Origin of the sequence: Nocardia sp. NPDC050799, assembly GCF_040654015.1 — a bacterium.
Classification (GTDB): Bacteria; Actinomycetota; Actinomycetes; order Mycobacteriales; family Mycobacteriaceae; genus Nocardia.
Map to the genome: position 1 here is coordinate 19,021 of NZ_JBFAHF010000044.1, position 18,373 is coordinate 37,393.

Here is an 18,373-nt window from a genome sequence, read left to right on the forward strand (position 1 = left end):
GGCTGTTATTTCGGTAGATGCGGTTCGAAGGCCGCAGCGTATTCGGCGGAGATCTGGCAGATATCCCTGGTCCAGCCGTCTTCTTCGAACCAGGACGCTTTGATCTCGAACATGCCCTGCTCGGCGTCGAAGGAGGTGTAGCACGACTTGCCGGGAATTTCGTCCCTATCCTTGGACTGAAGTGCAGCCCGGGGGCCGACTGTGGTATCGACCTTGTCGATCAGGTTGTCGTTGGCGCGCGTGTCGTCCAGGGTGTGCGATGTCGACATGACGGTGACCCGGATCAATGCGTCGGGTTGCCGCCAGGCACACACTCGCCAACTGGTGGCCCCTTCCGGCGCATCGGTCACCACCCGCTCCGTGGAGGCATCCAATCCGATTTCGGTCAAAAGCTGGTCCGGCAGTTCGGTACAGGGATTGAAGATCGCGATTGGTCCCGTGGTCGTCGGTGCCGCTGTCCCGGTCGCGGATCCCCCGGTGTTCGATGTGCACCCGGTGACCAAGGCTGCTGCGGCCGCTGTGGCGAGCGTGGCGCGGACATAGTCGGCGGTTCGCATGGATCTCCCCTGTGTCGGCGCGGTGGGTTACCCCGCCATCACTATAGGACGCACGCCCAGCCTCCGAGGTTCCGCCGGATTCCGGACATCACCCGGTCTCGCCACACCGCGATCAGAAGCTCAACAGGCTCTCCCGTCCGAGAACCAGCCGTATCGGCACGCCCGTGAGCTCGGCCGCTGCAATGACCGCTGCACTGTCAATCGGAATACCCCACTGTGCATCTGAGCCCTTCGGCCAGCGAAGAGCCCCGGATGGGTCACGATCGGTCGATCCGTACCGAGGTCGGGAACTCATCCGACGTCTCGGCGTCGCAAACAGCGCCGACCCGTTCGGAGTTTGCAATCCCGGGCTCTGGCAGCACCTCACTAGGACGAGCGACCTCGACGCAACCCCGGGCCGGACCACTGTACGAGCGCTCGAACACTCAGCGCCAGTTGATAGATCATCATCCCCGAACTCCATCGCAAGACCCGCGGTTCATGGGACTTGCTGCGATCGTGGTCCCGGCCGCTGAACGGCAGCCGAGACCACGCATGTCATGGACGAACGGGCATACCTCGCTGCGCGGCATTCAGGAACGCGTCCCAAACCTCTGGGCCGTATACGAGGATGGAACCGGATCGATTCTTACCGTGGCGAACTCCGACCGCACCTCTCGCAAGATGAGGAGCCTCGACACCTTCTCGGTCCGAGTCTGCGCGGGCCCTTGAACCATCAGGTGCCTGCTGGATTGCCGGTCACCGCTGGTAGTCCTTCGCGATACGCGCGACCAGATCCCTGGTCTCCTGCTCGTCCAAAGCTACGCGGGTGATACGCCGTATTGCTTCCGTGTACTGCGAGATTTCGCCTGCGCGCTCGAGATGGAGGTCTCCGGTGTAACCCTCGACATAGGCGATGGGTGGCTCCGCGATCCGGGTGTTCGACGGCACCGGGAACTCGAGGAATACGAAGGAACGGACAACCAGCCCGATTGCGCTTCGCGCATCGAACGGCACGACACGCAGGGACACATTCGGCCAGGCACTCGCTTCGATCAGCTGCAGTAGTTGGTCTGCCATGACACCTGGGCCGCCGACATGATGCCGCAGTGCGGCTTCGGAGAGCAGCACGTCCAGCCGGAAGGTACTGTCCCCGAACTTCTCCGCCTATGCGCCGCAAGCTCTAGCCGCTGCTCCACATCCGCGGTCGGCCAGTCCGGATAGGCTGCCCAGATGATCGCGCGGCGATATTCCGTCGTTTGCAGCAAACCGGGCACGAGTGTTACCTGCCAGCTGGTCATGCGACAGGCGGCCTCCTCCAGTCCGAGATAGTGGTTGAAGTCCCGGGGGATCTCGTCGGCGTAGGCCCGCCACCACCCACCCCCGCTCTGTTTCGCCGTCCGTGAATCCTCCAGCAGGTCCAGCAGGAACCGGCGTTCCTCGTCCGAGGCGCCGTACCGGTCGCACAGACCGTTGATCTGCAACGTCGTGGGCCGCGACGCATGCCCGTCTTCCATGCGGCCGATCGTCTGGGGACTCACTTCGATCGCGCGGGCCGCCGCCGCCTGGTTGGTGCCGCTGCGTTCCCGCAGCCGGCGCAGTTCGCGGCCGAGTGCTCGTTTCGGGAGTGTGGATCCACCCGCCATTTTATTACCTTTCCTAATTATCGAATTCCGCTGTGGAACAATCCGGCCGGAACACAATGCCGGAAGTGGCCCGGCACGAATGCCGGGCCGATCGGGCAAGAATCTCCACCGAGGCGGTTCCACATAACGTGCCGTTCCGGTCTACTGATTTCGCGCCCGGCGCAGGAAATCCCCCGAAACCCATTGGGAAACATCGGTTCCACCACCTGGAGTGTGGTGTCACCGATGGTCCGATCGCGGCCGCTACTCCCAATCGAACCCTGCGCCGGGCTGCACCCCATCGCCTCTGGAGGAAGGGCGGAGCCATGCCCATCGCGATCGTATACCTGAGCAAAAGGCTTTGTGGCACAAAGCAAGAGGATCTCGAAGCCGAATGCCGCGATTCCGCTCGCGCACACGGATGCGCCGTCGCTCGGGTGGTGGTGGAATCCGGAGTGGATGTGCTGCCATGGACATTACGAAAATTGGAATTGCTCGGTGGCGGCGTGATTGTGACACCGACCGTGGAACATATCGGGTATCGCGCGCCGGTGGTGCTCGAATGCTGCGGGCTGATGGTCGTCCACCCTTACGGGTGGTACCGCCACGGCGATGTGGACCGATGGATACCGGCGACCGCCGAGATCTATCGGTGACCGATCACGAACCCGGCGGGGACGCGAACGATTTCATTCCTGCAACCGGCGGGCAGCCGACAGCCATCGGTTACCTGCGCACCGATTTGTGCGGGGATCGCGGATTCGTCACCGCGCGACTGCGGTTGGCCGCCATCGCCCACGGCTACCGCCTCCGCTGGCTGGTCGAACTCCCGGCCGATTCCAATCCGGACCATCTCACGACACTCTGCGTCATGCTGGACCGGACCGGCGCCGACATGGTGATCGTCGCGGCGACGACGCACCTACCCGGCAGACAGCTGCACGCCTTGCGCACCATCACACCGGTAATCGTGGATACCCCCGTGCTGCCCCGGACACACGAGTTCCTCGCTCGGCTGCGCTCACTTCTCGGCCGTTATCTGCTACAACGCTGAGACGGCCCCGATGAACCGGTCGAGTTCGCCGGGGCCGGCGAAACAGTGTGGGACCGGTCCCATAACCGCCGCCGCGGCATACTCCCGCATCGCTGTGGACCGGCGGGCTGGTTCCGATCGCGAATCTCGGCGCCGGTTGGTCGCGAATCTCGGCACCGTCTGCGGGAGGGGATGTTTGTGATCGCGAATTTGGACACCACCGTTGTTCTGTGCCGTGTCTGACCTGCCCTTTCGCCGGAGATGACGGAGGTGAGTGCGGTGCTCGGCGTTGGTTCTCGCCGGTGGGACTACGGTCCGTGACCGGAGTTGGGCACGCTATCCGCGTGGTTTCTTATGTGCAGCGATACGTCGGTGGCGACTACGAGGGCGTATGGGAAGATCTTCGAGGCCTCGGCTCGATTCCTAACGGCCTGTTCGAAGACTGCACGGCTGTCGAGAGGGAGACTATGCAACGGGTCGCGAGACACGTTTCACGTCTTGCTGAGCAACTAACCGATCTCGGGCTGGTTTCGGACGGCCCCCTTCTGGAGCCACCCACCTCTGGGGATCACGCGGAGCTCGACCTGCTCGCTGGCGAAATCGGCACACTTCCGATAGCCCTCGACGCCTGCCTCCGATACGTCGGTGCGGTCTCGTTCATGGGTGACTGTCCGGCGTTGGACCTGTGGTATGAGGACTCTCCGGCTCCGGGGCAGAACTGTGGTTCCCCCGGAGCCGGTGCCGACAAGACCCCCGATCCGCTGGTCATCCGGCCGGTTATGTGCCTGAAATGGGCCTGGGATGAGTACCGCGAGCAACGGGAGGAGGATCCCGCGCTCATCTTGGACGGATTCGACTTCGACTTCGCACCCGACGAGCTCCACAAGGCAAACATCAGCGGAGCCACCCATCAAATCACGTTGACTGAGCGTGTCGCCGATCCCGTCATCTGGGGAGTAGACGGACGGCCGGACATTTCGCTGGTCGACTACCTGCGGCTTTCCATTTCATGGGGTGGGATGCCAGGTTGGTCGTTCGATCCCGATCATGCGCCCGCCGCCCTGGCCGGGCTACGGACCAGCCCCGATTTCTGACCTGTCGATAGACATCAACCTCTAACGACAGCTACTCCGGCTGGACCAAAACCTTCACCGACCCCCGGCTCTGCGCCGCCATCGTCGACCGCCTCACCTTCGGCGGCCACATCCTCGAACCGGCACCGACTCATACCGGCTCGCGCACACGAGCCGCCCAAAGCTGAACCACCACAACCCACCGGCACCACCCGACCGACACACCGGTCGGGTGGTGCCGAATTTCGCGATCAGAAACTGGCTGCAACCGGTCCAACCGATGCCCACATTCGCGATCAGCTGACTCCCTTTTTCACGACCGAAGCCGGGCGGGCGAACACGGCGATTCGTTTCCAGTGGCCACGGGCATCCTGAGCACACACGATCAGCGCCACCGCTACCACTCGACAGGCGACCCGCACCCGTATGGGTCAGCGCAGCTGGGCGAGCGCTACATTGACGGTGTCCTTGTCGAAGGCGACGGGATCGAAGTCATCGGGGCTGTCGAGTCCCAGCCACTCCAGTTGGTCCTGGTGATCTTCGTGGTTCGGGTCGGCGAGAACCTCGAGGGAGTATTCGTAGCCGCCCATACCCCCACAGTCCTCCGGTGGTGCGGCTCGGCGGCCTCCGGTGCACCGAGGGTAGGTGACCGATGCGTCGGCAGGCAGAGACTTCTCCACCGCGATGGTGTGCTGCCAGTTGTCGCCGAAGTCGTAGAGGTAGGTGACCCTGTCGCCGGGAACATACGCCACCTGTTCGAGTGTCACCTTCTTGTCGGACCGGGTACCGAGCTCGGGATCCGGTCGCCCGAAGGTTCCGTAGTCGGTCTCGAACATGTACAGATGGCTGTCCTGCCATCCGAATGCGACCTGAATGACGTTGTGCAAGGCACGCAACGTGATGTCACCGGGCACTTCCAGCCGACGCCAGATCGGCGGGCGGGCGCCGCGCAAGTCCACTCGCAATCGCAGGATGGGTGCGCGACCGTTCCGGGTTTTGCGTTTGGGCGGCAACTTGGCAGGCCGGGGCCTGCGGCGGGACGGCAGAAAATCGAACCCGGCCCCACGGTCCGCTGCCGCCAACTCCGACAATACTGTCAGGACATCGTCCGGTGAACGCTCGGCGTGCGGCGGTTTCGGTTTGTCCAGCTGTGGCAGTGCTCGGAGGCGAGCACGCAGGATCGGTGCGGCGAGCCGGTACGGAAGCGGCCCGGAACCGTCGTCCGGATCGGCCGGCAGCTCGTCCGGACCCGCTAGCTCCCGATCGTCGCGTTCGTGCACATCGCGCGCATCCAGGGCGACCTCCGCCTCCCACCTGAACTCCGCCGCGTCCAGCGCGTACTCGACCAGGTCGATACCATCGGCCCTGGCCATTGCGGCGACCTCAACCAATGCCTCGGACAGCGAGAACGCGTCCGTGAACGCGATTTCGGCGGCCGCACCGCAGTGGTCCGGTTCGATCAACACGAGCACGCCGACCGATGTCCCCACTCGATCGAAACGAGCGGCCAGGACGAATGTGTCACCGGCCCGGTCACGCAGTGCCCGGCACTCGCAGACAGTGGACGGCAGGCACAACTCGCCGACCCACGCCGGTCCGGTGATCCCGGCGCCACGGAGCCGGTCCATACCGGCGGCGGCGATATCGGCCACCCCCGGTTCGGCCAAGGTAGCGATCACCGCCAGCATCCCGGCGGCGTCGACCGTGCCGACGCTTTCGATACCGGGCACAAGATGTTCCCGCAGCGCGTCCTCGGCTCCGTCACCAACCATAACGGCGATACCGGACAGCAATGCGGCACCGGCGATTTCGGCGTCGAAGGCATCGGACAAATCGTTCAAACCATCGAGTAGCGCCTCGGTCGCGGCATGGGGGTCCAACTCGACGGGTGCTGGCGGCGGGTCGGTGACAGGGACCAAGGTTGAGTGCTGGCCACGCCGACGGGTGCTCACACCGCAGACTCTCGCATACCGCCATCCGGTCCGCCAACTACGGATCCCGCGTGATCGCCGACGACAGTTGGCCACGGCGCGCCCGCGCACGCGGGAAGATCATCTCGCGGTGGCGTTGAGGCGGCCCTGGAGTTGGTGGAGAAGTTCGTCGGGTGGGCCGACTGTAACCACCACATCCGCCGGGTCAGAATTCCAGTTCGGCCCAGGGAATATGAACGGGGAATGGGTGATCTGTCTCGATCGCCGCGGTATTCGTAGGCGCCCATTCCTCGGCGAGGAGGTAATTGGCTCGGTGCAGTGGCCGTATACCGTCATGTATCTGTCCCGGCGCGGTTTCGAGTACAAAAGCACGGACGGTGGCGATGCGACGCGGGCTACGCGCCAAATGGACCTCCCAGTACCAGGGGATGCCGTTGGTAGCGTAGCGGGCCTTCTTCGCTTCGATATCGGTTTGCGTATTCGAGGGAGACAGCACTTCACCGGCCATCAGGACATCTTTCGCACGAATGTCCTGAAACTCTTCCGTTAGACAGCGATATATCAGGAAGTCGGGGGTGACGAAGTCCGATTTGCCGGCGGGGCCCAGGAAGATATTCGTTTCGGTGGAAACCCGCCAGCAGCGTTCCGGTCGCTGTGTCATGGTGGCGCGAGCGCAGCGGCGGAGAGCGGCCCACAACAGATTTGTGTACTCCTGATGCTCGGCCGGTCCACGCCGAACCCACACCACTCGACCCTCCCAGAGTTCGATCTGGGCGGCAATCTCTTCCGGGAGGCGTTCCAGTTCCTCCCAGGTGAGGTATTCGGGCAGGTCAGGCCGTTCGATCTCCGGCATGGACATGTTGCTCATGCTACCCGGTGCCGAATGCCGGATGCCGCGATCACAAGACGGCCACTGCCGCGACGAACCGGTCGAGTTCGTCCTGGCTGACGAAACAGTGCGGGGACGCCCGCACCACCGAATCCAGTCCCCGCGCGGACATATCGAGCAGCGTGGATCCGCGATGGCTGACCGTTACTGTGATGTCTTTGCCCAGCAGTCGATCCCGGACTTCCACCGGCGCCGTTCCGGCCACCGTGAACGAGACGATGCCGCTGTGTTCCACCCCCAGATCACGGACCGTCACCCCGGGCAGATCACCGAGCGCACCGCGCAGGTACTCGGCGCGTTCGGCGACGGCCGCGTACACCTCCTCCGGACCGAGTTCGAGCAGGTAGCGCACCGCCGCACCGAGCCCGAGCCGGGCCGCGACATCGTGCTCCCAGAACTCGAACCGAGACGCGTCCGGAGCCATTTCATACTCCTGCGGACCGGTCCACCGGGCGCTGTGCAGATCGAGCCGGCCCGGTTCCAGCGCGGCCGCCAACTCGGGCCGCAGGTAGAGGAACCCGGTGCCCCGGGGTCCGCGCAGCCATTTGCGTCCGGTGGCCGACAGCGCGTCCACCCCCAGTTCGGCGACATCCAGCGGCAGTTGCCCGGCGGACTGGCAGGCATCGAGCAGGACGAACGCGCCCGCCTGCCGTGCGATCCGCGCCGCGGCGGCCACCGGGTTCACCAGCCCACCGTTGGTGGGCACATGCAAAAGCGAGACCAGCCGCACCCGGTCGTCCATCATGGCGGCCAGTGCGTCGAGATCGATCCGGCCCGCCTCGTCGCCGGGGATCTGTTCCATCCGGGCGCCGGTGGCCCGCGCGCGTTGCAGAGCGGCGATGGCATTACTGGCGTAGTCGGCTCCGGAGAGCAGGATCCGGTCGCCGGGATGTAGCGGAACGGCGTAGAAGAAGTCCGACCAGCCGCGGGTGGCGCTGTCGCTGAGGGCGATGGTGTCGGGGGTGGTGTTCAGCAGGGTCGCTATCGCGTCCTTGACCCCGGCGAGATCGGCGAGGCGTTCGTTCGCGGCCCGGTACCCGCCGATCTCGGCCTCACGCCGCAGATGAGCGATCACCGTCTCGGTGACCACCCGCGGCGGTAGCGAGGACCCCGCGCTGTCCAGGAAAACCGATCCGGCCCCGACCCCGGGCGTATCGTCACGTACTCGCTGCTCATCGACCATGCACCCGAGCCTATGCCGGATCTGTGACCCCTTCGCGGCGCAAACGTGTCCGCCCCCGTCGCTACTCTGGATTCCACGCGAGGCCCGACCGGCCCTCCGGTCCGACCGGTGCCCCGCCGTCGATCGAAGACGAACCGACAATCGAACACCTGCTCGGGCAGCGCCCGCACCGAACACGAGATACGAACCAGCGAGAAGCCGCACGGAGGTTGGTATGGCGGTCACGCTCGAACATCCGGAATCGACCAGCGACCTATCAGCACATCCGGCCCTGTCCAGCCGCGCGGCGGCCGAGGCCTTTCTCGGGGGCGTCTGTTTCAAAGTGGGCCCACCCGGGCTCATCGGCGCCGAACTCGAATGGTTCACCGTCTGCCGTACCGGTCGTACGGCACGCCGCGGCGCACGACGGCCGGAGCCGGACGAGACCCACCATCTGTTGACCGGGCCCCGTCCCACGACCGAATTGCTGGCCCAGGCTCTGGGCCCCTACGCACCCCGCGCCATCGCGCCCGATTCCCCCGTCCGCCCGCTACCCGGCGGCAGCCGGGTCACCGTCGAACCCGGCGGGCAGATCGAACTCTCCAGCATCGCCGTCCCCGACGCCGCCGATCTCTGTGCCCGGCTCCGCGCCGACGAGCAGCGGCTACGCGAACTCCTCGGCACCCGGTCCATCCGGATGGTCGCCGCCGCCGCCGATCCGGCCCGCACCCCACGCTGTCAGCTGGGGCTACCGCGGTACCAGGCGATGGAGCACTATTTCACCCGCATCGGCCCCTACGGGCGGCTGATGATGAGCAATACGGCGGCCGCCCAGGTCAGCGTCGATATCGGCGCCGACCACGCCGACCTCACCGCCCGCTGGACCGCCCTGCACGCCGTCGGTCCCGCCCTCATCGCCGCTTTCGCGTGCTCGCCGGTACTGCGCGGGGCACCCACCGGCGAGTGGGCCTCCCAGCGCATGCGCACCTGGCTGCACCTGGATCCGGCCCGCGCCTGCCCGCCGGTCGCCGACTGGCCCGATCCGGTCACCGGCTATGCCCGCTGGGCGCTGGACGCCCCGCTGCTGTGTGTCCGCCGGTCCGAGTCGGCCGAACGGGTCGCCTGGGCAGCGCCGCCGGACGTGAGCTTCGCCGACTGGTTGTCCGGCGCCTTGGACGAGGTGATCGGCCGCCGCCCCGATATCGGCGACCTCGAATACCACCTGACCACGCTGTTTCCGCCGGTCCGGCCCGCCGGATACTTCGAGGTCCGCTATCTCGACGCGCAGCCCGGCGACGGCTGGACGGTCCCGATCACCGTCGTCGACGCCCTGCTTTCCGGCCCGGCCGCGGTCACGGACGCGACGGCCGCGGCGGGCGCCACGGCCGGACGCTGGCACGACGCCGCCCGGCACGGCCTCGCCGAGCCGGAACTGCGGGCCGCGGCCGTCGCCGTCCTGGAGGCCGCCGCCGCCCACAGCACCCGGCCGGAGCCCCGGCTGTACGCCGCGATCCGCCGATGCGCCGCCGGGCGGCCACCACAGGACGAGTCCGGCCGTGGTGCACCGGCGCGCCCCACCGATCCCCCGTCGACGAGCGGAGCAGCATCGTGACCCTCACCCAGCCGAACGCCGAGCCTATGGAGACCGAGCGCCTGCGCGAGCACATCGCGGCGACCCTCATCCGGGCCAGGCGACGGACCGCCGCCCTCACCGACTGCGTGGACGAAGCCGAATTGCGCGCCCAGCATTCGCCGCTGATGAGCCCACTGGTCTGGGATCTGGCCCATATCGGCAGCCAGGAAGAGTTGTGGCTGGTCCGTGATGTCGGCGGCCGGGACCCGGTGCGGCCCGATATCGACGAACTGTACGACGCGTTCAAGCACGCGCGCCCGAACCGGCCGCGGCTACCGCTGCTGGGCCCCGACGAGGCCCGCCGCTATGTCGGCACGGTACGCGACAAGGTGTGGGATGTGCTGGACCGCAGCCCGCTCCAGGGCAACCGGCTGGTCACGGGCGGTTTCGCGTTCGGGATGATCGCCCAGCACGAACAGCAGCACGACGAGACCATGCTCGCCACGCACCAGCTGCGCACCGGCGCACCCGCCCTGGCCGCGCCCGCCCCGCCCACCGCCCGCACGGCGGTGCGCGGTGAGGTGGTGATCCCGGCCGGTGAGTTCGTGATGGGCACCTCGACCGACCCCTGGGCACTGGACAACGAACGGCCCGCGCATCCCGTGCACGTCCCCGCGTTCGCGATCGACGCGGCACCCGTCAGCAATGCGCAATATCTCGCGTTCGTCGCCGACGGCGGCTACGAGCGGCGGGAGCTGTGGTCCGAGCGCGGCTGGACGCATCGGCACGAGGCCGAGCTCACGGCACCGCAGTTCTGGGAACGCGATACCGACGGCCGGTGGTGGCGGCGGGTGTTCGGGGCGCTGCGGCCGCTGCGCCCGGAGCAGCCGGTGGTGCACGTGTGCTGGTTCGAGGCCGAGGCCTATGCGAACTGGGCCGGTAAACGGCTGCCCACCGAGGCGGAATGGGAGAAAGCGGCCCGCTACGACCCGGACACCGGACGCACCCGCACCTACCCGTGGGGTGATGTGGAACCGGGTTCCACCTACGCCAATCTCGGCCAGCGGCATCTGGAGCCGGCCGATATCGGCGCCTATCCCGCGGGCGCCTCACCCGCCGGGGTACACCAGCTGATCGGCGATGTCTGGGAGTGGACCTCCTCCGGCTTCCAGCCCTACCCCGGCTTCCACGCCTTCCCGTACCGGGAGTATTCGGAAGTGTTCTACGGCGGCGACTACCGGGTGCTGCGCGGCGGTTCCTTCGGTACCGACCCGGTGGCCTGCCGCGGCACCTTCCGCAACTGGGATCATCCGATCCGCCGGCAGATCTTCTCCGGTTTCCGGCTGGCCCGCACCGTGGGCCCGGAAGAGGCCTGATGTGCCGGCACATCGGCTATGTGGGCGCACCGGTGCCGGTGGGCGAAGTGCTCACCCGCGGCCCGCATTCGCTGCGCACCCAGGCCTGGGCGCCCCGTGAGATGCGCGGCGGCGGCTCGATCAACGCCGACGGCTTCGGCGTCGCCTGGTGGGGTCCGGACGCGGCTTCGGTGACCCGCTACCGCAATGCCGATCCCATATGGACCGATCCCGCGGTGGACGAGGTGCTGCCGCAACTGACCTCGCACGCTGTTCTCGGATCGGTCCGCTCGGCCACGGTCGGTATGCCGGTGGAGCGCGCGGCGTGCGCGCCGTTTCTCTGGGAGAACTGGGCGTTCAGCCACAACGGGGTGGTGCCGGGGTGGCGTTCGGTGCTCACCGCGGTTCTGTCCGATCTCGATACGGCGGCGACCCGTGCCGGGATGACCCGCCGCTACGAGACCAGTCATCTCCTCGAAGCCGAGGCGCTGACCGATTCCGCCGCGCTCTGGGTACTACTGCGCCGGTTGCTCGACCCCGAACCCCCGGCCGGCCTGGCCGAAACTCCCGCCACGGCACTGCGCCTGCTGGTCACCGGGGTACTGCACCACGCGCCCGACGCCCGGGTGAACCTGTTGCTCGGCAACGGCACCGCGCTGTGGGCCACCACCTGTTACCACTCGCTGTACGCGCTGATCGGCGACGAATTCGCCGTGCTGTCCTCCGAACCCTACGACGACGACGCCCGGTGGCAGCAACTGCCGGATCGGAGTCTCGTCTGTGCCGAACCCGGCGAGCTGAGTGTCGAAACCCTCGACCTCGGCCGATCCCCCGCGACCGAAAGCCTGCCCCTATGACCCAGCCGATCGTGGAAGTCCATCTCACCGACGCCGACCTGACCGAGGCGCTGCGCGCCGACGCGCGGCGCGGCCTCACCGCGAGCCCGAAATGGCTGCCGCCGAAATGGTTCTACGATGCCCGCGGCAGCGAACTGTTCGAACAGATCACCGCGCTGCCCGAGTACTACCCCACCCGCACCGAACGCACCCTGCTGGAATCGGTCGCTCCGGCGATCGCCCGTACCGCGCAGGCGGAGGTCCTGGTCGAACTGGGGTCGGGGTCGGCGGCCAAGACCCGCATCCTGTTGAACGCCCTCACCTCGGAGGGGCCACTGAAAACATATGTCCCACAGGATGTCTCGGCCACCGCCCTCCGGGCTTCCACGGACGAGGTGGCCGCGGAGTTCCCCGGCCTGGCGGTCCACGGGGTGGTCAGTGATTTCACCGACACCCTGGGGACGCTGCCGCGCGGCGGACGCCGGATGATCGCATTCCTCGGCGGGACCATCGGCAATATGGTTCCCGAGGAACGCGCCGAATTCCTCACCGGCATCCACGATGTCCTCGAGCCGGGCGAACAACTGCTGCTGGGCGCGGGCCTGGTGGTGGATCCGGAAATCATGGTTCCCGCCTACGACGATGCCGCCGGCATCACGGCGGATTTCAACCGCAATGTACTCCGGGTCCTCAATTCCCGGCTGCACGCCGATTTCGACCCGGCGGCCTTCCGTCATATCGCGCACTGGGACGCCGGCAACGAATGGATCGAAATGCGGCTGGAAGCCACCCGGGAGATGGAGGTCACGGTCGCCGATCTCGGTTTCACCGCACGTTTCACCCGGGGCGAGCAGATACGTACCGAGATCTCCGCGAAGTTCCGGCTGCCCGCGCTCGACGGCGAACTGCGCCGCGCCGGATTCGCCACCGAACACGCATGGACCGATCCGGACAACAGATTCACCCTCGTTCTCGCGGCCCGGATCTGAGGCCGGGACCACAGGATCGAATGGTCGATATTCGCGGTCAGGGCAGGTGGGCGCCGGAAACTCAGTGCAGTTGGTTCTGCGCGGCTTCCAGCCCGACCCGCAGCAGCAGTTCCACGGCGTCGGCGGCCTGCTCCACCACGATCGGGAGTTCTTTGCGCTCGACCGACGAAAAGGGCTTCAGCACGTAATCGGCCGGGTCCTGCCGACCGGGCGGTCGCCCGATACCGATACGGGTCCGCAGATAATCTTTGCTGGTGAGGGCCCCCGACACCGACCGCAGGCCGTTGTGCCCGCCCTCACCACCGCCACGTTTGAGCCGGATCTCACCGAACGGGATATCCAGCTCGTCGTGGATCACCACGACCTCGGTGGGCGGGACCGAGAAGAACCGGGCCAGCGCCGCCACCGACCGGCCGGACAGGTTCATGTACGACCGCGGTTTCGCGATCAGCACCTGCCGCCCGTCCAAACGGGCCTGCAGCAGATCGGCACCCGATTTCTTGTGGGCGGTGAACCGGCCGCCGACCCGCTGCGCGAGCGAGTCGGCGACCAGGAAGCCCACATTGTGCCGGGTGCGCTCATAGGCGGGACCCGGATTACCCAGGCCGACGACGAGCGCCGGCGCGGTATCGGCCATCGAGAGGGGGCCGGTTCTTTATTCGGCGCTCTCGCCCTCGGCGGCCTCGGTCTCGGGCTCGGCGGTGCGGGGCTCGACGATGTTCACGATGAGGGCCTCGGGGTCACCGGCCAGGCCGACGCCCTTGGGCAGCTCGATGGCGCCCGCGGTGATCTGGGTGCCGACCTCGGCGCCGGCGATGGAGACCTCGATCGACTCGGGAATGTTGAAGGCATCGGCCGATACCGAGATGGTGGTGGCCTCCTGGGTGACCAGGGTGCCGGGGCCGGCCTCACCGGTGAGGGTGACCGGGACATCGGCGGTGACCGCTTCGCCCCGCTGCACGATCAGCAGGTCGGCGTGCTCGATGTAGCGGTGGATGGGGTGCACCACGACCGACTTGGTCAGCGCGAGCTGCTTCTTGCCCTCGATGTTCAGATTCAGCACCGCGTTGGTGCCGTGCTGACGCAGGATGGCCGCGAACGACAGCGCGTCCAGCGACAGATGCTGGGGGTCCGACTGGTGCCCGTACAGCACGGCCGGCACGTTGCCCGCCCGGCGGGTGCGGCGCGCGGCGCCCTTGCCGAACTCGGTGCGGATCTGCGCTTCGAGAAGGTTGACGTCGGACATGACTGGATAACTCCTACGGCTCTACCGGGCTGGTGGGCGGTGCCAGGGTAATCGCGCCCCTGGTCGGTTGGTCTGCTCGTCAGGCGAAGACCGATCGGAGGCGGCCGGAAGCCGCGCCGCGTCGATCACGGTGCCGCAGAAATGCGGACCCTCGCCGAGACAACCCGAATACTGTAACTCAGCCGCCGCATAACTCCTGAATCGGGTAGTGGGGCGGCACGTCGACGCCTGGTCAGCACCGTCACGTAGCCTGGACAGGTTGTCCCGATCGTCCGAAAGGTTGTTTTCGTTGACCGCCTCCACCGAGGGCTCCGTCGCACCCGCGGCGCGCGGATTGGCCGCCGAGGTGTCGCGGCGCCGCACTTTCGCCGTGATCTCCCACCCCGACGCGGGTAAATCGACGCTCACCGAAGCTCTCGCGCTGCACGCGCGCAAGATCGCCGAGGCGGGCGCCATCCACGGCAAGGCCGGACGTAAATCGACGGTATCGGACTGGATGGAGATGGAGAAGGCGCGCGGTATCTCGGTGAGCTCCACCGCGCTGCAGTTCAACTATCGAGCCGCCGGTTCCGAGATCGACAATGTGATCAACCTCGTCGACACCCCCGGTCACTCCGATTTCTCCGAGGACACCTACCGCGTGCTGACCGCGGTCGATGCCGCGGTGATGCTGATCGACGCCGCCAAGGGCCTGGAACCGCAGACGTTGAAACTGTTCCAGGTGTGCCGGCACCGCGGTATCCCGGTGATCACCGTCATCAACAAATGGGACCGGCCGGGCCGCGCCCCGCTGGAACTGCTCGACGAGATCGATGAGCGGATCGGCCTCACGCCGACCCCGCTGTTCCTCCCGGTCGGTATCGCGGGCGATTTCCGCGGTCTGCTGCGGCGCGGGCCCGAGGGCGCCCCCGCCGAATACATCCACTTCACCCGTACCGCCGGCGGTGCCACGATCGCGCCCGAGGAGTCGCTGGCCCCTGAGGCCGCCGAGGCCCGGGAGGGTGAGCCGTGGAGTACCGCCGCGGAGGAGAGCGAACTGCTTTCGGCCACCGGCCAGGACCACGACCAGGAACTCTTCCTCGCCGGGCAGACCTCCCCGGTGATCTACGCCTCGGCCATGCTCAACTTCGGGGTCCGGCAGCTGCTGGAAACACTGGTGACGCTCGCGCCCGCCCCCGGCTCCCGGGCCGCGGTGGACGGCACCTCGCGACGGCCCGCGGATCCGTTCAGCGCGGTGGTGTTCAAGGTGCAGGCCGGGATGGATACCGCCCACCGCGACCGGCTGGCGTTCATGCGGATCGTGTCCGGGGAGTTCGAACGCGGCATGGTCGTCACCCACGCCCAGACCGGTCGTCCGTTCGCGACCAAATACGCGCTCACCGTGTTCGGCCGGGAACGCGCCACCGTGGATACCGCCTACCCCGGTGACGTGGTGGGCCTGGTGAACGCGACCGCGCTGGCCCCCGGTCACACGCTGTTCGTGGACAAGAAGGTCGAGTTCCCGCCCATCCCGTCGTTCGCGCCGGAACATTTCGCCGCCCTGCGGGCGCGGAGCGCGGGCAAGTACAAGCAGTTCCGCAAGGCCATCGACCAGCTCGATTCCGAAGGAGTGGTGCAGGTCCTGCGCAACGATTCGCGCGGTGACGCCTCCCCGGTCCTCGCGGCGGTCGGCCCCATGCAATTCGAAGTGGTGACGGCGCGGATGCAGGGTGAGTTCGGTGTCGAGACCCAGCTCGACCACCTCGCCTATACGATCGCCCGGCGTACCGACGCCGAATCAGCGCCCGAACTCGACCGTCAGCGCGGGGTGGAGGTGTTCACCCGCAGCGACGGCGCGATCCTGGCCGTGTTCAGCGATAAATGGCGGTTGCAGTACATCCAGAAGGAGATGTCCGACCTCACGCTGGAACCGCTGGTCGCCGCCGCCGACTGACCGGGCTCAACCGGCCGCCCGGCTCTCCGGGCCGGGGTACTCGCGGTCGGTGTCGACCTCGCCGTTACCCGTCCGCGCCCCCGCCTCCGGGTAGTCGCGCGGGACACGCTCGACCGCTTCGACCCCGGTGGCCTGCTGGATCAGACCCCAGCGATTGGCGGTCAGCCGCAGGCTGGGCAGATCGCCGAGGGAGAGCACCACCTCGTAGGTGCGTTCGTATCCGGTGTGCGCGATGCGCCAGCGGCCGTCGTCACAACGGACGTATTCATCGTTGTAGAAGGCGGAACCGCGCATCAGCATATTGTTCTCCGGAATCAGCGCGGTATCGGACAGATACCAGACTCCGGTCGCCCGGTCCCCGTCGATATCGATCTCGGGGTGATCGCAATGATGTTCGGTGATGACGTGCGGCCCGAGCGTATTGCGCAGAAATGTGAGAAATGCTTCCCGGGATTCGAACTGCAGGTATTCGCTGTAGGTGGCCGTGGCCTCCGGTATCAGCGTATCCGCGAGATCGTCCCAGAGTTTGGTATCCAGGGTGCGCAGGTACCGGTATTTCAGGCGGTGTATCGCCAGCAGATCGTCGGTCGCCACAGCGGTCACCCCAGGTCCTTCATCGGGCCGCATCGGCCCCATCGTCAGCGGCACATCGCCCTCGGGCTCGAGCCGCGGGGGCAGCGAGACATCGATTCCGGCCCCCAACGCGGCCGCCAGCGCGGCGCCGGAGAAGGCCATGGTGTCGCTGCTCTGGCCCGGCCGCCGCGGAAAACCACCCGGGCGCGGCCCGGGATCGTTGCGCTCTTCGCCCTGGTCCATCTCTCCACCATCCCACCTGAAATGGACAATTTGGGAGGTAATTCAGATCTGCATCGGATTGCTATCCTGCGTCGGCGATATCACGGACCGCGGGCACAGATCAACGATTACGAAAAGGACCAGGTAGATCCGCCGGGGATCTGTTTCCACGGGCCGATATCAGGGCCGTTCGCCGTTGCCGATGGTGAAGCAGGTCCGGCAGAAATCCTCTCCGAACTCGGTGAGACGCAAGCTTTTGCGGACGATTTTCGGTGCGCGTCCCGCTTTTTTCAGTGCGGCCTCCACGATCGGCTGGACCTCCAGCACCATATAGCGACTCAGCACCACCGGATCGTCGGAATTATGGGTCAGGCCCAACCGGCTCAGGTTGATCAGGTACGAGCGTGCGCGGTCCATGTACCGCACCCCGGCCTGCTCCGGTACCGAGGTCAGCCCCCCGGCGATCAACTCCGATCCGATACCCAGCGGACGGTTGGTTCGCACATCGACCGTCGGCTGCGGCCCGTTGAGGGCCATGTAGCGCAGGATGCGGGCCTCGTCGGGCGCCAGTTCGTCCAGGATCCGGTCATAGGCCGGATGCACCTCTTCGGTGAAGTACACATCCGCCGACCGGGCCAGCAGGGCGTCCCCGCGGCGGCGCAGTTCGGCGACGCTGGCCGAGCGCAGATAGGAACCGACCGCCACGGTCTGCTGGGGCGGAGTCTGCCCGGTGGGGACGTAGCTGACGATCTCGCGCACCGACCCCTCGGTGACGCCGAGGGCACTGCGCGCGATGGAGCGCAGCGCGTTACCGGTCCGCTCGGCGATCTCGGCCGAGGATTCCCCGTCCAGGGCGGCCTGGGTGATCTCCCGGGTCACCTCGTAGGAGGTGTTGACCGCCCACTGGCCGCCGCGCACCACACTGCCCGCCGCCAGACCGGCCGCCCGGAACACACCGCGGATGAGACGGGCCTCGTTGCTGATCTGACGCTGTTCGGCATCGGCGCTGCGTTCCACACTCGACGGGGGCCGGCGTTCGATATCCGGGGCGGACGGGCGCGCGCCGTTCGGCGACGCACCGCGTGCGATTCCCGGCGCCCGCACGGCCCCCGGGGACCCGCTGCGCTGCACGGCACGGGAACCGGTCCGGGGGATCTCCTGTCCGGGCCTGTCGTCTGCCACGTCTACTCCGATATCGCCAGATGAACGAATCCGCTCACCGATTATTGCCCATTCGCCGCGCTCACTCGCCGCCGGACCATGAATCCGGCTCTCGTCTGGGACACTGATGTGCCGGGCCCGAACGCGCTGCCGCCGGGACGTCCGCCGCGGCGCGGTCGTCGTTCGGCAGTGGTGCTAATTTGAGGGTCCCGGTGAGGCGGCGATCACCGGAGCAG

At 67.0% G+C, this 18,373-nt stretch carries 19 protein-coding genes and 1 pseudogene; 9 read left to right on the forward strand and 11 right to left on the reverse strand.

Translation table 11 applies throughout. From position 1 onward, the window contains the following. Positions 1 to 5 precede the first annotated feature (5 nt). The 4 genes from AB0H42_RS31235 to AB0H42_RS31250 all read right to left on the reverse strand — a co-directional run bounded on the left by AB0H42_RS31235 (position 6) and on the right by AB0H42_RS31250 (position 2,182). Positions 6 to 557: a DUF3558 domain-containing protein gene (locus tag AB0H42_RS31235; protein WP_357062585.1), complete on the reverse strand. Its 552-nt coding sequence runs from the start codon at positions 555 to 557 to the stop codon at positions 6 to 8. A 537-nt stretch (positions 558 to 1,094) separates the two neighbouring features. After that, positions 1,095 to 1,289 (reverse strand): DUF397 domain-containing protein, encoded by a 195-nt coding sequence (locus AB0H42_RS31240; RefSeq protein WP_357062636.1) that lies wholly within the window; start codon positions 1,287 to 1,289, stop codon positions 1,095 to 1,097. Positions 1,290 to 1,295: 6 nt separating this feature from the next. Continuing rightward, positions 1,296 to 1,667: a DUF5753 domain-containing protein gene (locus AB0H42_RS31245; RefSeq protein ID WP_357062587.1), complete on the reverse strand. Its 372-nt coding sequence runs from the start codon at positions 1,665 to 1,667 to the stop codon at positions 1,296 to 1,298. Continuing rightward, complete coding sequence (locus AB0H42_RS31250; protein ID WP_357062589.1) at positions 1,592 to 2,182, reverse strand: Scr1 family TA system antitoxin-like transcriptional regulator; 591 nt, start codon at positions 2,180 to 2,182, stop codon at positions 1,592 to 1,594. The genes AB0H42_RS31245 and AB0H42_RS31250 overlap by 76 nt, the downstream gene beginning before the upstream one ends. 32 nt (positions 2,183 to 2,214) lie before the next feature. On the opposite strand from AB0H42_RS31250, the gene AB0H42_RS31255 reads away from it, so the two are divergent. The 4 genes and pseudogenes from AB0H42_RS31255 to AB0H42_RS31270 all read left to right on the forward strand — a co-directional run. After that, positions 2,215 to 2,817, forward strand: a complete 603-nt coding sequence (locus AB0H42_RS31255) for a hypothetical protein (RefSeq protein ID WP_357062590.1) — start codon at positions 2,215 to 2,217, stop codon at positions 2,815 to 2,817. Further along, positions 2,814 to 3,215 carry a hypothetical protein gene (locus AB0H42_RS31260; RefSeq protein ID WP_357062592.1) on the forward strand — a complete coding sequence of 134 codons (402 nt, stop codon included), beginning with the start codon at positions 2,814 to 2,816 and terminating at the stop codon, positions 3,213 to 3,215. The genes AB0H42_RS31255 and AB0H42_RS31260 overlap by 4 nt, the downstream gene beginning before the upstream one ends. 323 nt (positions 3,216 to 3,538) lie before the next feature. Beyond that, entirely contained in the window at positions 3,539 to 4,288 is a 750-nt protein-coding gene (locus AB0H42_RS31265; protein WP_357062594.1) for a hypothetical protein, read from the forward strand. 20 nt (positions 4,289 to 4,308) lie between these two features. Further along, a pseudogene (locus AB0H42_RS31270) lies at positions 4,309 to 4,439 on the forward strand (ATP-binding protein); the annotation flags it as partial. Positions 4,440 to 4,698: 259 nt separating this feature from the next. Here the strand turns inward: AB0H42_RS31270 and AB0H42_RS31275 are convergent. From AB0H42_RS31275 to AB0H42_RS31285, 3 genes are all read right to left on the reverse strand, one after another. Beyond that, positions 4,699 to 6,108, reverse strand: coding sequence for a plasmid pRiA4b ORF-3 family protein (locus AB0H42_RS31275; protein ID WP_357062595.1), 1,410 nt, complete (start codon positions 6,106 to 6,108; stop codon positions 4,699 to 4,701). A gap of 295 nt (positions 6,109 to 6,403) precedes the next feature. Beyond that, positions 6,404 to 7,057: a Uma2 family endonuclease gene (locus AB0H42_RS31280; RefSeq protein ID WP_357062596.1), complete on the reverse strand. Its 654-nt coding sequence runs from the start codon at positions 7,055 to 7,057 to the stop codon at positions 6,404 to 6,406. Between the two features lie 40 nt (positions 7,058 to 7,097). Continuing rightward, the gene (locus tag AB0H42_RS31285) at positions 7,098 to 8,270 is read right to left on the reverse strand and encodes an aminotransferase class V-fold PLP-dependent enzyme (RefSeq protein ID WP_357062598.1); all 1,173 of its coding nucleotides are present in this window, start codon (positions 8,268 to 8,270) and stop codon (positions 7,098 to 7,100) included. 214 nt (positions 8,271 to 8,484) lie between these two features. On the opposite strand from AB0H42_RS31285, the gene egtA reads away from it, so the two are divergent. The 4 genes from egtA to egtD are packed head-to-tail and all read left to right on the forward strand — an operon-like array spanning position 8,485 to position 13,002. After that, positions 8,485 to 9,861 (forward strand): ergothioneine biosynthesis glutamate--cysteine ligase EgtA, encoded by a 1,377-nt coding sequence (gene egtA / locus AB0H42_RS31290; protein WP_357062600.1) that lies wholly within the window; start codon positions 8,485 to 8,487, stop codon positions 9,859 to 9,861. Positions 9,862 to 9,887: 26 nt separating this feature from the next. Next, positions 9,888 to 11,198: an ergothioneine biosynthesis protein EgtB gene (egtB, locus tag AB0H42_RS31295; RefSeq protein ID WP_357062638.1), complete on the forward strand. Its 1,311-nt coding sequence runs from the start codon at positions 9,888 to 9,890 to the stop codon at positions 11,196 to 11,198. Next, the gene (egtC, locus tag AB0H42_RS31300) at positions 11,198 to 12,034 is read left to right on the forward strand and encodes an ergothioneine biosynthesis protein EgtC (protein WP_357062601.1); all 837 of its coding nucleotides are present in this window, start codon (positions 11,198 to 11,200) and stop codon (positions 12,032 to 12,034) included. The genes egtB and egtC overlap by 1 nt, the downstream gene beginning before the upstream one ends. Continuing rightward, complete coding sequence (egtD, locus tag AB0H42_RS31305) at positions 12,031 to 13,002, forward strand: L-histidine N(alpha)-methyltransferase (RefSeq protein WP_357062603.1); 972 nt, start codon at positions 12,031 to 12,033, stop codon at positions 13,000 to 13,002. Before egtC ends, egtD begins: the two co-directional genes overlap by 4 nt. Positions 13,003 to 13,063: 61 nt before the next feature. Here the strand turns inward: egtD and pth are convergent, their stop codons facing one another. Together pth and AB0H42_RS31315 are read right to left on the reverse strand one after the other, a co-directional pair. Further along, positions 13,064 to 13,639 carry an aminoacyl-tRNA hydrolase gene (gene pth / locus AB0H42_RS31310; RefSeq protein ID WP_357062605.1) on the reverse strand — a complete coding sequence of 192 codons (576 nt, stop codon included), beginning with the start codon at positions 13,637 to 13,639 and terminating at the stop codon, positions 13,064 to 13,066. Positions 13,640 to 13,657: 18 nt separating this feature from the next. Further along, on the reverse strand, positions 13,658 to 14,248 hold the full coding sequence (locus AB0H42_RS31315) for a 50S ribosomal protein L25/general stress protein Ctc (protein WP_357062607.1): 591 nt from the start codon (positions 14,246 to 14,248) through the stop codon (positions 13,658 to 13,660). Between the two features lie 289 nt (positions 14,249 to 14,537). On the opposite strand from AB0H42_RS31315, the gene AB0H42_RS31320 reads away from it, so the two are divergent. Further along, positions 14,538 to 16,181 carry a peptide chain release factor 3 gene (locus AB0H42_RS31320; protein ID WP_357062608.1) on the forward strand — a complete coding sequence of 548 codons (1,644 nt, stop codon included), beginning with the start codon at positions 14,538 to 14,540 and terminating at the stop codon, positions 16,179 to 16,181. Between the two features lie 6 nt (positions 16,182 to 16,187). Here the strand turns inward: AB0H42_RS31320 and AB0H42_RS31325 are convergent, their stop codons facing one another. Beyond that, positions 16,188 to 16,775, reverse strand: coding sequence for a nuclear transport factor 2 family protein (locus AB0H42_RS31325; protein ID WP_357062640.1), 588 nt, complete (start codon positions 16,773 to 16,775; stop codon positions 16,188 to 16,190). A gap of 381 nt (positions 16,776 to 17,156) precedes the next feature. Continuing rightward, a complete protein-coding gene (locus AB0H42_RS31330) occupies positions 17,157 to 18,158 on the reverse strand; it encodes a DUF4393 domain-containing protein (protein WP_357062610.1) in 1,002 nt (333 codons plus the stop codon). Between the last annotated feature and the right edge of the window lie 215 nt (positions 18,159 to 18,373).